We start from the raw sequence: 12,432 nt of genomic DNA, 5'->3' as shown, positions 1-12,432 counted from the left end.
GGACAGCTCTCGGCGCCCCCCGCACGGGCGTGCCACCAGGCGGCAGAAAGGCACGGGCCGTGGCATCCACGGTCACCCCCCGCCCCGGATACGGGCAGCTGCTGCGCACCCGCGGCGCCTGGACGTTCCTGCTCCCCGGCTTCGCGGCACGCCAGCCGTTCGCGATGCTCACCGTCTCCATCGTGCTGCTCGTGCAGCACACCACCGGCTCGTACGGGGCGGCGGGCGCCGCCGCGGCCGTCACCGGTGTCTCCACGGCCTTGTTCGCGCCCTACGCCGGTCGCCTCGTGGACCGCCACGGACAACGCGCGGTGCTGGTCCCTGGCGTGGTGGTGCACGCCCTGTCGGGACTGGCCCTGACCGCGCTCGCGCTGTCCCACGCCCCCCTGTGGGCGCTGCTCGTGGCAGCCGTGCCCACGGGCGCCTCGACGCCCCAGATCGGCCCGATGGTGCGGGCCCGCTGGGCGGTGCAGCTCCAGGACTCGCCGCTGCTGTCCACCGCGGCGGCCTTCGAGTCGGTCACGGACGAGCTGACCTTCGTCATCGGCCCGTTGCTGGCCACCGCGCTGTGCACGGCGGTGGCTCCCGCCGCGGGCCTGGTGGCGGAGGCCTCCCTGACACTGCTGGGCGGTCTGCTGTTCGCCGCGCGCAAGAGCACCCAGCCCACGGTCGCCACCGACGGGCACGCGGTGGTGGCGCACACCTCGGCCCTGCGCAGCCCCGGCGTGCGGGTCCTGATCGTGGCGTTCCTCGGCATCGGCTCCGTCTTCGGCGGCATGCAGGTCTCGCTGGCCGCGTTCACCGAGTCGATCGGCGAACCCGGCCTGAACGGTGTCCTGTACGGCACCTTCGCCGCCGGCAACGTGCTCTCCGGTCTGGTCTGCGGCGCCGTCGCCTGGAAGGCCGCCCCGCGGCGCCGCCTGCTCGTCGGGTACGCCGCTCTCGCGCTGAGCGCGTCCGGCCTGTGGGCCGCGCACTCGGTGCTCGTCCTGGCCGGCCTCGGCCTGCTCGTCGGCATGTGCATCGCGCCCGCCCTGATCACCGGCTACACCCTGGTCGAGGGGCTGGTCGCGGCCGACGCCCGCACCGAGGCGTTCACCTGGCTGACCGGGGCGGTGGCGCTCGGCCAGGCGGCGGCCGTCACGATCGCCGGACAACTGCAGGACCACTTCTGGGACGGCGCCGGGTTCCTGGTCCCGATGGGCGGCACGCTGCTGGCCCTGGTGACCTTGCTGGCGCTGCGTTCACGACTGACGACAGCGGTCGGCGGCAGGACCGTGGCACGTGGCGTGGGTCACCGAGTGTCGGTGGCAGTGGACTGATCCTCGGGAATGCGTCACTATGGACCATCGTTAGCACTCACTGAGTGAGAGTGCCAGGAGGAAGACAAGTGCCGACCTATCAGTACCAGTGCACCGAGTGTGGCGAGGGCCTCGAGGCGGTGCAGAAGTTCACCGACGACGCACTCACCGAGTGCCCCAACTGCCACGGCCGACTCAAGAAGGTGTTCTCCGCGGTCGGCATCGTCTTCAAGGGCTCAGGCTTCTACCGCAACGACAGCCGCGGCTCCTCGTCGAGCAGCGCGCCGTCGTCCTCGAAGTCGGGGGCGTCCTCTTCGTCCTCGGAGTCGAAGTCGTCCGACTCGAAGTCCTCCGGCGCGAAGTCGTCCTCGGACTCGAAGTCGTCGAGCTCGGGCACGAGCGCGTCGAGCTCGGGCAAGTCGTCCAGCAGCTCCGCCGCGTAGGACCGAGCCTCTCCGCTCGCCGCACAGGGCCCTTTCTCTCAGGGCCCTGTCGCCTGTTCTCACCGGACCCTGTCGTCGTACGACGGCGGGGTCATCGGCGTTTTCCGGAGGCGGTTAGGGTGCGGGCATGGCGAACAAGGCGAACGCAGAGATCGGTGTGATCGGCGGCTCCGGCCTCTACTCGTTCCTCGACGACGTGACCGAGATCCAGGTGGACACCCCCTACGGGCCGCCCAGTGACTCCCTCTTCCTCGGCGAGGTCGCCGGCCGGCGGGTCGCCTTCCTGCCCCGGCACGGGCGCGGCCACCATCTGCCGCCGCACCGCATCAACTACCGGGCCAACCTCTGGGCGCTGCGGTCCGTCGGCGCCCGCCAGGTCCTCGCCCCGTGCGCGGTGGGGGGCCTGCGCCCCGAGTACGGTCCGGGCACGCTGCTGGTGCCGGACCAGCTGGCCGACCGGACGAAGTCCCGGACGGGCACCTACTTCGACGGGCTGCCACTGCCGGGCGGCGCGGTGCCGAACGTGGTCCATGTGTCCCTGGCCGATCCCTACTGCCCGGTCGGGCGGGCGGCCGCGCTGAAGGCGGCACGCGGGCGGGACTGGGAACCGGTGGACGGCGGCACGCTGGTCGTGATCGAGGGGCCGCGGTTCTCGACCCGCGCCGAATCGGTGTGGCACCAGGCGCAGGGCTGGTCGGTGGTCGGCATGACCGGGCACCCGGAGGCGGCACTCGCCCGTGAACTGGAGCTCTGCTACACCTCGTTGGCCCTGGTCACTGATCTCGACGCGGGCGCCGAGACGGGTGAGGGCGTCTCCCACGAGGAGGTGCTGCGGGTGTTCGCGGCCAACGTGGACCGGCTGCGGGGTGTGCTGTTCGACGCGGTGGCCGCGCTGCCCCCGGCGCAGGAGCGGGACTGCCTGTGCGCGAACGCGCTGGGCGGGATGGATCCGGGGTTCGCGCTGCCGTAGGTGGGCCGGCCTCTGTGGGCGGAACCTCCCGTTCGGGTGAGGGAGTTGTCCACAACTCGGCAGTAGCCCACTGGCCTCTGCGGGAATCGGCGCGAAGCCGCATCGTGGCATCGCAAGCCGATCCCTCGTCGCAGGTGGTGGTCCCATGTCCTTCGCACCCTCGCCCTCCCGCTCCCACTCCCCTTCTTGGGCTCCCTCTCCCGTCGTCCCACGGCCGCTCGGCGCGGAAGCTCCCCCAACCTGTGAGGTGCCGCACTTCGCCCCGGTGCGCGTCCGCGGCGGCCGTTACCCACTGCAGCGACTGGTCCGGCACCGACGGCGCGCCGTGGCGGCCGGCCTCACCGTCACGGCGGCCGCGGTCCTGGCGGCGGGGCCCGCGGTCCCCCAGGAGACGGAGCAGGCCCGGGGGCGTCCCGTGGCGGATCCCGTACGGGAACACCGTGCCGTCCGGCTGGTGACGGCGCCGGTGCGGATCGCCGACGGAGCGACGGTCGGGCTGTTGCGGCCCGGTGACCGGGTGGACGTCATCGCCGCCGAGCGGACCGCGACGGGCGGCGGCGCCCGGGTGGTCGCGCGCGGGGCACGGGTGACGAAGGTTCCTCAGGCGCTGGAGACACCGGGCGGCGCCGAGGGCGGGGCGCTCGTCGTGTTGTCGGTACCGCGCTCCACCGCGGCGCGTCTCGCCGGCGCGAGCACCACGGCGCGGCTGGCGGTGACACTGTGCTGAGCCGGACGACCCTTGTCCCGCGTGCGTTCCCGTCCGGTCCTTCATTGGGGCCGCCCGGCTGTATCGGGTCACCAGGGCCTGACGTAGGTTGCGGAGCTGTTCGTTCCACACCCTGTGCAGGCAAGGAGAGTCCCCGAGGTGAGCGAGAAGAAGCCGAGCGTATGGCAGGGCTTCAAGGCCTTCCTGATGCGCGGGAACGTCGTCGACCTGGCGGTGGCGGTGGTCATCGGTGCCGCCTTCACCAACATCGTGAACTCGGTGGTGAAGGGCCTGATCAACCCGCTGGTGGGAGCGATCGGCACCAAGAGCCTCGACAGTTACAGCTCGTGTCTCCACGCCCCCTGCAAGGTGGCCGCGGACGGCACGGTGAAGAGCGGGGTCCCGATCATGTGGGGCAGCGTCCTCGGCGCCACCCTGACCTTCGTGATCACCGCGGCCGTCGTCTACTTCCTGATGGTCCTGCCGATGTCGAGGTACCTGGCCCGGCAGGAGGCCCGCAGGAAGGCGAAGGAGGGCACGCACGAGGTCATGGAGGTGACCGAGCTGGAGGTGCTCAAGGAGATCCGCGACGCGTTGCTCGCACAGCAGCGGCAGGGCGGCTCCGGCCTCGACAAGCGTTAGCTGCGGCGGTCCGCGGCGCCCGGCGGGTTCAGAGGTGGTGGGGCGGCTTCTCGTCGAGGAAGCGCTTCAGGTCGGCCGCGCTGTCGCCCTCGCCGCCGGACCGCTCGCCCCATCCCCGGTCCGTGTCGTCCGAGGACTGCTGGTCCAGCGGGTCGTCGAAGATCAGCGCGGGCTTCGGCTCACGCGGCTCGGGATCGGGGGCGGTGCTCATGTCTCCAGGGTACGGCCCTGGCGGCGGGGCACCGCCGAGGATGCCGGGTGGCTGCGCCCGGACAGGCGGGGGTGAACGCCGCAGCCGGAGGGATGCCGACGGCCGCGTGGGCGCGAGGGTCCCTGGTGGCTGGACGAGACTGGGGCCCATGACAGTTGACGCATTGACGGACATCGCCGGTCTGCGGGTGGGGCACGCCACGCGTACCGGCGGGGGCTGGCTCACGGGCACCACGGTGGTGCTCGCGCCGGAGGGTGGAGCGGTCGCCGCCGTGGACGTGCGGGGCGGTGGGCCCGGCACCAAGGAGACCGACGCCCTCGACCCGCGCAATCTCGTGCAGAAGGTCGAAGCGATCGTGCTGACCGGCGGTAGTGCGTACGGCCTCGACGCGGCGTCCGGGGTGATGGCCTGGCTGGAGGAGCGGGGGCGGGGCGTACCGGTCGGGGTGGAGCCGGCGCAGGTCGTGCCGGTGGTGCCCGCGGCCTGTGTCTTCGACCTGGGTCGGGGTGGCGACTTCCGGGCCAGGCCGGACGCGGGCATGGGGCGCGCCGCGGTCGAGGCTGCGGCGGGGAGCGAGCCCGGCGCACGGGTGCCGCAGGGGTGTGTGGGGGCGGGTACGGGCGCCACGGTCGGTCCGCTCAAGGGAGGTGTCGGCACCGCCAGCATGGTGCTCGGCTCGGGGATCACGGTGGCCGCGCTGGTGGTGGCCAACGCGGCGGGATCGGTCACCGATCCGGAAACGGGGGTTCTGTACGGGGAGTTGTTCCAGGGACGGGTGGAGTACCCGGAGGCAGGCGTCCATGGCCGTGCCCTCCGTCGCCTCGCCGAGGTCGCGGAGACCAACGCGCCGCCCCCGCTCAACACCACGATCGCGGTGGTCGCCACCGACGCGGACCTGTCGAAGGCCCAGGCGCAGAAGCTGGCCGGCACCGCGCACGACGGCATCGCCCGCGCGGTGCGACCGGTGCACCTGCTCCACGACGGCGACACGGTGTTCGCGCTGGCGACCGGCGCCCGCCCGCTCGGCAGCGACCATCCCCTCGCACTCAACGAGATCCTCGCCGCGGGCGCGGACGCGGTGACCCGCGCGATCGTCCGCGCCGTGCACGCGGCCGAGTCGGTGTCCGCGCCGGGCGGGACGTGGCCGTCGTACGGGGAGTTGTACGGGCAGTCGTAGGCGGGTCGCTCACGTGGTTCGTGTCGGGCGGCGGGTGTGTGCAGGGGAGCCGGGGGGGGGGAGCCGCTGAGGGACGACTGCGGACGGCGGCGGGACAGCTGCGGGACGGCTGCGGAGGCGACGGCGGTCGACGATCCGGCGAGAAATTGTCTTGGTTGTGTCACGTGATGGCGTTCATCGCGACCACGGGGAACCCGACCGGGCCGCGATCCCTTCTTCCTTGACGTACTGGAGCGGATCACCCACACCACACGAACCTGGAGCAGCCCGTGACAAGGACGGACACAGCGACACGGCGCGCCCTCGGGGCGTGTGCCGCCTTGATGGTCGGCGCCCTCACCCTCACCGCCTGCGGCAGCGACGCCAACGCCAAGAACGACGACAAGGGGAGCGGCGGCTCCGGCAAGACGTCGTCGGCGACGATACGGATCTCGGCCAAGAACGGCTCGACCGGAGCGTCGATCAACTCGACCGGCGTGCGGGTCAGCGACGGCACCCTCACCGACGTGAAGATGACGGTGGCGGGGGCGGGGACGGCCGTACCGGGAACGATCTCCGCTGACGGCAGCGCCTGGAAGCCGAAGGAGCAGCTGGAGCGTGGGACGAAGTACGAGATATCGGCGAGGGCGAAGGACAAGGACGGCAAATCCACCTCCGCCGACTCGGTCTTCACGACCGTCTCCAAGGCGAACAGCTTCATCGGGACGTACACGCCGGACGAAGGGTCGACCGTCGGCGTCGGGATGCCGGTGTCGTTCAACTTCGACAAGGCCATCAGTGACAAGAAGGCCGTGCAGTCGCACATCACGGTGACGTCGAGCAGTGGGCAGAAGGTGGTCGGGCACTGGTTCGGGTCGCAGCGGATCGACTTCCGGCCCGAGGAGTACTGGAAGGCCGGCTCCAAAGTCACGATGAAGATCGACCTGGACGGGGTCGAGGGCGCGAACGGCATCCAGGGCGTGCAGAAGAAGACCGTCAGCTTCACGATCGGGCGCTCGCAGGTGTCCACGGTCGACGTGAACAAGCAGACGATGACGGTGGTTCGGGACGGCAGCACCTTGAAGACGGTGCCGATCTCGGCGGGCAGCCCCAAGTTCACCACGTACAACGGGCAGATGGTGATCTCCGAGAAGTACCGGAAGCTCCGGATGGACAGCAGGACGGTCGACCTCGCGAACGCCTACGACATCCCTGACGTCCCGGACGCGATGCGGCTGACCACGTCGGGCACCTTCATCCACGGCAACTACTGGTACAACAAGGCCAACCCGCCCTTCGGCCGGGAGGGCACCAGCCACGGCTGTGTGGGACTCGAGGCCGTGCGGGGCGGGCAGGGCGACACCCCGGCCAACTGGTTCTTCGACAACTCGCTCATCGGGGACGTCGTGATCGTCAAGAACTCCCCCGACAAGTCGGTGGCGCCCGACAACGGGTTGAACGGCTGGAACATGCCGTGGAGTGAATGGATCGCGGGCAGCGCGGCGTGATCACCGCCAGTGTGGGTAAGTAGCCTATGACCTGGTGTTTTTGACGGCTCATCGGGCCGCGTGGGAACTTTCCCCGCGGCCCGGGCGTTTTCCGGGCGTACGTTTTCTCGGATCTCGGACACGATGTCCGACCGAGGGGCTACGGTATGCACCCACAAGGTGACATGCAGCAACGCCGGGAGAAACCTTGAGCGTTCCGTACGAGACGGCAGCGTACGAGCCACCCGAGTCGCCGGAGTCTCCGGAGGAGCACCTCGCGCGGCTCCTCGGCCGCGCCCTGAACTCCTTCGAGCTGCCGGACGAGACGATACAGCGACTGGACTGCGCGCTGGCGTACGACAGTTCACTGCACTCCGCGCACCACAGCGCGGGGCTGCACCGTGAGACGTATCGGCACACCTGGCTACTCGTCGACGGCTCGGCGCTCACCCTGTGGGAACTCGTCCACAACACGGCTCCGGACAGCGTCCCGCAGCACGAGGTGTACATCGACGAGGAGGAACTGCGCACGGCGACCGCGCGGCTGCCGCTGCCGCCGGACGCGCCGGACTTCGAACTGCCGGTGGCGGTGCAGCTGTCGCCGGTCCCGGCGCCCCGGCACGCGTATGCGCGGGACGACTCGGCTGACCACGCGCGCCGGCTGCTGCGCCGGGCGGAGAACGCGGACCGGCCGGACACGCGGACGGCCTCGTTACTGGCCACGGCGTGCGCCCACCAGATCACGCAGGCCTTCGGGCGACCGGGCCGGGCGGGCCGTGCCGGGCTGTGCTTCTCGCTCTACGAGCACGCGTTCCTACTGCGTGACGGCGCGGAGGTCTCCCTCTGGGAGGTCGAGCACACGGCCACACCGAGCGGCCGGCACATGTGCGAGGTGTACCTGAGCGAGGACGCGGCCAGGGACGCGATGGAGCGCCGGGCGGCGCAGGTCTCCTGAACGTCCGCGTCAGCGATGGGCTGTGTCGGCCGGTCGGCTCTGTCAGCGGTCGCTGAGGCGTCGTACCAGTCCCGCGAACTCGTCCTGTTCCACCGGAGTCAGTTCGACCGACTCGCGCTCCGGGCCGACCTGCCGCTGATGGGGCAGCCCGGAGAGGGACTGCACGCGCCACATGGCGGCCTCGACGCGACCGCGCCGCAGCATCACGGCCAGCCCGATCCCCCAGGCGACGGTCACCAGGACGAGGAAGGTCATACCAAGCAGCTGGTAGACGGAGACATGCTGAGGCATGCGTTCCAGTAGACACCACGGTCCGGGACCAAGGTCCCGGACCGTGACGTATCTCGCATGTGCCGTGAACAACTCACAGCGTCTGAAAGGGACAGAGCCGCAGGGCACAGAGCACTCCGCCCCCGGCTGTTTCCGCTACGCGGCCACCGGCTGCTTCTGCTCCGTCGCCGTGGCGGCCTTCTCCGCCGCGCCGGGGGTCGTGGCGCCCGGCGCCGGCTTGCGCATGCTCTTGAGGACGACGACCAGGGCGGTCGTGACGGCCACGCCGGCCGCGATGGCGACCAGGTAGAGGAACGGGTTGCCGATCAGCGGGACCACGAAGATGCCGCCGTGCGGGGCGCGCAGGGTGGCGCCGAAGGCCATCGACAGGGCTCCGGTGATGGCGCCGCCGACCATCGAGGACGGGATGACCCGCAGCGGGTCGGCCGCGGCGAACGGGATCGCGCCCTCCGAGATGAAGGAGGCGCCCAGCACCCAGGCGGCCTTGCCGTTCTCGCGCTCGGTCTCGGTGAAGAGCTTGCCGCGCACGGTCGTTGCCAGCGCCATCGCGAGCGGCGGGACCATACCGGCCGCCATCACGGCCGCCATGATCTTCATCGCGGAGTCACTGGGGCTCGAGACCGCGATACCGGCGGTGGCGAAGGCGTACGCGACCTTGTTGACCGGGCCGCCGAGGTCGAAGCACATCATCAGGCCGAGGAGGGCGCCGAGCAGGATGGCGTTGGAACCGGAGAGGCCGTTGAGCCAGTCCGTCATGCCCTTCTGGGCGGAGGCGATGGGCTTGCCGATGACGACGAACATCAGGAACCCGACGACCGCCGAGGAGATCAGCGGGATCACCACCACCGGCATGATGCCGCGCAGGGCGGCCGGGATGTTGACCTTCTGGATGGCCATCACCACGGCACCGGCGATCAGACCGGCCACCAGACCGCCGAGGAAGCCCGCGTTGATCGTGGAGGCGATCATGCCGCCGACGAACCCGGGGACCAGACCGGGCCGGTCCGCCATGCCGTACGCGATGTAGCCGGCCAGGACCGGGACGAGGAAGCCGAAGGCGACTCCGCCGATCTGGAAGAGCAGGGCAGCCCAGCTGTCCGTCTGGGTCCACACGAAGTGGTCCATCACCGACGGCGCCGACTTGATCTCGTAGCCGCCGATCGCGAACCCGAGGGCGATCAGCAGACCGCCCGCCGCCACGAACGGAACCATGTAACTGACGCCGGACATCAGCCACTTGCGCAGCTTCGTGCCGTAGCCCTCGGTGGAGTCGCCGGAGCGCTCGACGGGGGTGCCGGGGGCCGCGCCCACGCTGACCTCGCCGCGCGCTGCCTTCCCCCGCACCTCGGTGATCAGCTCGCCGGGCCGGTTGATGCCCGCCTTCACTCCGACGTCCACGGTGGGCTTGCCGGCGAAACGGTCCTTGTCCCGTACGGGCACGTCATGGGCGAAGATCACGCCGTCCGCCGCCGCGATCACCGCCGGGTCGAGCCGGGTGAAGCCGGCCGATCCCTGCGTCTCGACGACGAGTTCGACGCCCGCCTCGCGGCCGGCGTTCTCCAGCGACTCGGCCGCCATGTACGTGTGGGCGATACCGGTCGGGCAGGAGGTGACGGCGACGATACGGAAGGGACGCTCCTCGGGAGCCTCCACGGCTCCGGCAGCCCCAGCGTCGTCGGCGTCGGTGGCGGAGGCGTCGGTGGCGGAGGCGTCCGTGGTACCCGTGGCGGCGCCGGCGGAGGCCGCCGTCGGCGCCGCCACGGAGTCTTCGGAGACGGTCTCGGCTGCAGCCGCGGGCTCGTCCCCACGGATCAGCGCCACCACGGTCGCCGCGTCGCCCGCCGAGCGCAGCGCGTCGGTGAACTCGGCGTTCATCAACTGCCGGGCCAGCGAGGACAGGATCGTCAGGTGCGCGTCGTCCGCGCCGGCCGGCGCGGCGATCAGGAAGATCAGGTCGGCGGGGCCGTCCGGCGCGCCGAAGTCGATGCCCTCGGCGCTGCGTCCGAAGGCGAGCGTCGGCTCGGTGGCGTGTTCGCTGCGGCAGTGCGGGATGCCGATGCCGCCGTCGAGGCCGGTCGGCATCTGTGCCTCGCGGGCGGCCACATCGGCGAGGAAGCCCTCCAGGTCGGTCACCCGCCCCAGGGCCACCATGCGTTCGGCGAGGGCACGCGCCGCCGCTTCCTTGGTCTGGGCGGACAGGTCGAGGTCGACCAGGTCCGCGGTGATCATCTCGCTCATCGCGGGCTCCTTCGCACGCGTATCGCCCGGGGGGTGGGGTGGGCGGGGGTGGGGACGGGGGTGCAGTGGGGGTGTGGGGGGCTGCTGACGGAGAGGGGGCCGGGGAGAGCCCGCCTCCGGTCGAGGACGGCGGGTAACGGGGAGTCCCGCCGTCCGGGGACCGATCGGGTGAGGGCAGGTCGGGTCAGGGCGTTCATGACACCGGCTCCTTCAGTACGCGGTCCCCCGGCACGTCGGCCGTGACGGTCACCGCCGCCGGGTCCAGGTCGCCCGGTGTCGGCATCTCGCTGCCGGGCAGCTGCACGGCCGCCGCCCCGTGGGCCACCGCCGAGGCCAGAGCCTCCGGTCCGCTGCCGCCGGCGATCAGGAAACCGGCGAGGGAGGAGTCACCGGCGCCCACATTGCTGCGTACGGTTTCGACGCGCGCACTGCCGAACCAGGTGCCGGCACCGTCGACGAGCAACTGCCCGTCGGCGCCCAGGCTCGCGAGCACGGCGCGCGCGCCCATCGCACGCAGTTCCTCGGCCGCCTTCACCGCGTCGCCCACCGTGAACAGGGGGCGCCCGACGGCCTCGGAGAGCTCCTCGGCGTTCGGCTTCACCACGTCGGGCCGCTCACGCAGCGCGGCGAGCAGCGCGGGGCCGGAGGTGTCCAGGGCGATACGCGCACCGGCGGCGTGCGCCCGCGCGACCAACTCGGCGTACCACTGCGGCGCGAGTCCGCGCGGCAGGCTTCCGCAGCAGGCGATCCAGTCCGCGTCGCGCGACTGGACGCGCACCGTCTCCAGGAGCAGTTCCCGCTCCTGAGCCGACAGTTCGGGGCCCGGTGCGTTGATCTTCGTCAGGACGCCGTCGGACTCCGCGAGCGCGATGTTCGAGCGGGTGGCTCCGGCGACCGGGACCGGCGCGACCTCGATGCCCTGCGCGTCCAGCAGGTCGGCGACGAGAGCGCCCGGCGCACCGCCCAGGGGCAGCACCGCGACCGTGCGCTGCCCGGCGGCCGAGACGGCGCGCGAGACGTTGACTCCCTTGCCGCCCGGGTCCATGCGCTCGCCGGTGGCGCGGATGACCTCGCCGCGGTCCAGCGAGGGGACCTCGTAGGTACGGTCCAGGGACGGGTTCGGGGTGACGGTGAGGATCATGCGCGCACTACTTCCGTGCCGCCGCGCTCGATCGCGGTGGCGTCTTCGGGGCTCAGCCCGCTGTCGGTGATCAGCAGGTCCACGTCGCTCAGGTCACCGAAGCGGGCGAAGTGCTCCTGGCCGTGCTTGGCGGAGTCGGCCAGCAGCACCACACGGCGGGCCGCGGCCACCGCCGCCCGTTTCACCGCGGCCTCGGCGAGGTCGGGGGTGGTCAGGCCGTGCTCGGCGGAGAAGCCGTTGGCGGCCACGAGAAGGACATCGGCCCGGATCTCGCCGTACGCCCGCAGCGCCCAGGCGTCCACGGCGGCGCGGGTACGGTGCCGTACGCGCCCCCCGACGAGGTGGAGCTGGATGCCGGGGTGGTCCGCGAGGCGGGCCGCGATCGGCAGGCTGTGGGTGACGACGGTGAGCGAGGCGTCCAGCGGGATGGCGGCGGCCACGCGGGCGATCGTCGTCCCGGCGTCGAGGACCATCGTGCCCTCGGTCGGCAGCTCCGCGAGGGCGGCCTTGGCGATGCGGTCCTTCTCGTCGGCCGCCGTCGTCTCGCGCTCGGCGAGGTCCGGCTCGAAGTCGAGACGGCCGGCGGTGATGGCGCCGCCGTGCACCCGGCGCAGGAGGCCGGCCCGGTCGAGGGTCTTCAGATCCCGGCGGATCGTCTCCGCCGTGACCTGGAACTCCTCGGCCAGGGAGACCACGTCCACCCGTCCGCCGTCACGGGCGAGCCGGAGAATCTCCTGCTGCCGCTCCGGTGCGTACATGTCCGTTCGCCTCCGACCTGTGCCCGAACTTGTGGTTTCGCTGGGAGGCTACGCCCGGATTTCGGGAAAGTAAACAGGTTCGGACGTTATTCGGGCATGAACGGACTTCGGGCATGAACGGACTTCGGGCGGG

Annotated in this window: 13 protein-coding genes; 8 read left to right on the top strand and 5 right to left on the bottom strand. The window is 71.6% G+C overall.

Features of this window, described 5'->3' with window-relative positions; genetic code table 11:
- Positions 1–59 precede the first annotated feature (59 nt).
- The 5 genes from ABZ027_RS29495 to mscL all read left to right on the top strand — a co-directional run bounded on the left by ABZ027_RS29495 (position 60) and on the right by mscL (position 4,062).
- A complete protein-coding gene (locus ABZ027_RS29495) occupies positions 60–1,322 on the top strand; it encodes an MFS transporter (RefSeq protein WP_356773624.1) in 1,263 nt (420 codons plus the stop codon).
- Between the two features lie 68 nt (positions 1,323–1,390).
- Positions 1,391–1,744 carry an FmdB family zinc ribbon protein gene (locus ABZ027_RS29490; protein WP_356773623.1) on the top strand — a complete coding sequence of 118 codons (354 nt, stop codon included), beginning with the start codon at positions 1,391–1,393 and terminating at the stop codon, positions 1,742–1,744.
- 127 nt (positions 1,745–1,871) lie between these two features.
- The gene (locus ABZ027_RS29485) at positions 1,872–2,714 is read left to right on the top strand and encodes an S-methyl-5'-thioadenosine phosphorylase (RefSeq protein ID WP_356773622.1); all 843 of its coding nucleotides are present in this window, start codon (positions 1,872–1,874) and stop codon (positions 2,712–2,714) included.
- Positions 2,715–2,859: 145 nt separating this feature from the next.
- On the top strand, positions 2,860–3,441 hold the full coding sequence (locus ABZ027_RS29480; protein WP_356773621.1) for an RcpC/CpaB family pilus assembly protein: 582 nt from the start codon (positions 2,860–2,862) through the stop codon (positions 3,439–3,441).
- A 138-nt stretch (positions 3,442–3,579) separates the two neighbouring features.
- On the top strand, positions 3,580–4,062 hold the full coding sequence (mscL, locus tag ABZ027_RS29475) for a large conductance mechanosensitive channel protein MscL (protein WP_356773620.1): 483 nt from the start codon (positions 3,580–3,582) through the stop codon (positions 4,060–4,062).
- A 28-nt stretch (positions 4,063–4,090) separates the two neighbouring features.
- On the opposite strand, the gene ABZ027_RS29470 is transcribed toward mscL, so the two are convergent.
- Positions 4,091–4,273 carry a hypothetical protein gene (locus tag ABZ027_RS29470; protein WP_356773619.1) on the bottom strand — a complete coding sequence of 61 codons (183 nt, stop codon included), beginning with the start codon at positions 4,271–4,273 and terminating at the stop codon, positions 4,091–4,093.
- A gap of 148 nt (positions 4,274–4,421) precedes the next feature.
- Here ABZ027_RS29470 and ABZ027_RS29465 point away from each other — a divergent pair, with 148 nt between their 5' ends.
- From ABZ027_RS29465 to ABZ027_RS29455, 3 genes are all read left to right on the top strand, one after another.
- Complete coding sequence (locus ABZ027_RS29465; RefSeq protein WP_356773618.1) at positions 4,422–5,450, top strand: P1 family peptidase; 1,029 nt, start codon at positions 4,422–4,424, stop codon at positions 5,448–5,450.
- A 269-nt stretch (positions 5,451–5,719) separates the two neighbouring features.
- Entirely contained in the window at positions 5,720–6,937 is a 1,218-nt protein-coding gene (locus ABZ027_RS29460) for an Ig-like domain-containing protein (protein ID WP_356773617.1), read from the top strand.
- A gap of 187 nt (positions 6,938–7,124) precedes the next feature.
- Positions 7,125–7,871 carry a DUF6227 family protein gene (locus tag ABZ027_RS29455; RefSeq protein ID WP_356773616.1) on the top strand — a complete coding sequence of 249 codons (747 nt, stop codon included), beginning with the start codon at positions 7,125–7,127 and terminating at the stop codon, positions 7,869–7,871.
- A gap of 42 nt (positions 7,872–7,913) precedes the next feature.
- Here the strand turns inward: ABZ027_RS29455 and ABZ027_RS29450 are convergent, their stop codons facing one another.
- From ABZ027_RS29450 to ABZ027_RS29435, 4 genes are all read right to left on the bottom strand, one after another.
- Positions 7,914–8,162, bottom strand: coding sequence for a hypothetical protein (locus ABZ027_RS29450; protein ID WP_356773615.1), 249 nt, complete (start codon positions 8,160–8,162; stop codon positions 7,914–7,916).
- A gap of 135 nt (positions 8,163–8,297) precedes the next feature.
- Positions 8,298–10,400, bottom strand: coding sequence for a fructose-specific PTS transporter subunit EIIC (locus tag ABZ027_RS29445; protein WP_356773614.1), 2,103 nt, complete (start codon positions 10,398–10,400; stop codon positions 8,298–8,300).
- Between the two features lie 193 nt (positions 10,401–10,593).
- On the bottom strand, positions 10,594–11,541 hold the full coding sequence (gene pfkB / locus ABZ027_RS29440; protein WP_356773613.1) for a 1-phosphofructokinase: 948 nt from the start codon (positions 11,539–11,541) through the stop codon (positions 10,594–10,596).
- Positions 11,538–12,299: a DeoR/GlpR family DNA-binding transcription regulator gene (locus ABZ027_RS29435; RefSeq protein WP_356773612.1), complete on the bottom strand. Its 762-nt coding sequence runs from the start codon at positions 12,297–12,299 to the stop codon at positions 11,538–11,540. Before ABZ027_RS29435 ends, pfkB begins: the two co-directional genes overlap by 4 nt.
- Positions 12,300–12,432: the final 133 nt, after the last annotated feature.

Source organism: Streptomyces sp. NPDC006332, assembly GCF_040612855.1.
Lineage (GTDB): Bacteria > Actinomycetota > Actinomycetes > Streptomycetales > Streptomycetaceae > Streptomyces.
Note: the sequence above shows the minus strand (reverse complement) of the source record. Positions and strands in the feature narration are given on the sequence as shown.

Bases quoted from the DNA above. Each gene is read 5' to 3' on its own strand.
- ABZ027_RS29450 (WP_356773615.1), bottom strand. From the start codon at position 8,162: ATGCCTCAGCATGTCTCCGTCTACCAGCTGCTTGGTATGACCTTCCTC.
- ABZ027_RS29435 (WP_356773612.1), bottom strand. From the start codon at position 12,299: ATGTACGCACCGGAGCGGCAGCAGGAGATTCTCCGGCTCGCCCGTGAC.
- ABZ027_RS29465 (WP_356773618.1), top strand. From the start codon at position 4,422: ATGACAGTTGACGCATTGACGGACATCGCCGGTCTGCGGGTGGGGCAC.
- ABZ027_RS29480 (WP_356773621.1), top strand. From the start codon at position 2,860: ATGTCCTTCGCACCCTCGCCCTCCCGCTCCCACTCCCCTTCTTGGGCT.
- ABZ027_RS29470 (WP_356773619.1), bottom strand. From the start codon at position 4,273: ATGAGCACCGCCCCCGATCCCGAGCCGCGTGAGCCGAAGCCCGCGCTG.
- ABZ027_RS29485 (WP_356773622.1), top strand. From the start codon at position 1,872: ATGGCGAACAAGGCGAACGCAGAGATCGGTGTGATCGGCGGCTCCGGC.
- ABZ027_RS29445 (WP_356773614.1), bottom strand. From the start codon at position 10,400: ATGAGCGAGATGATCACCGCGGACCTGGTCGACCTCGACCTGTCCGCC.
- pfkB (WP_356773613.1), bottom strand. From the start codon at position 11,541: ATGATCCTCACCGTCACCCCGAACCCGTCCCTGGACCGTACCTACGAG.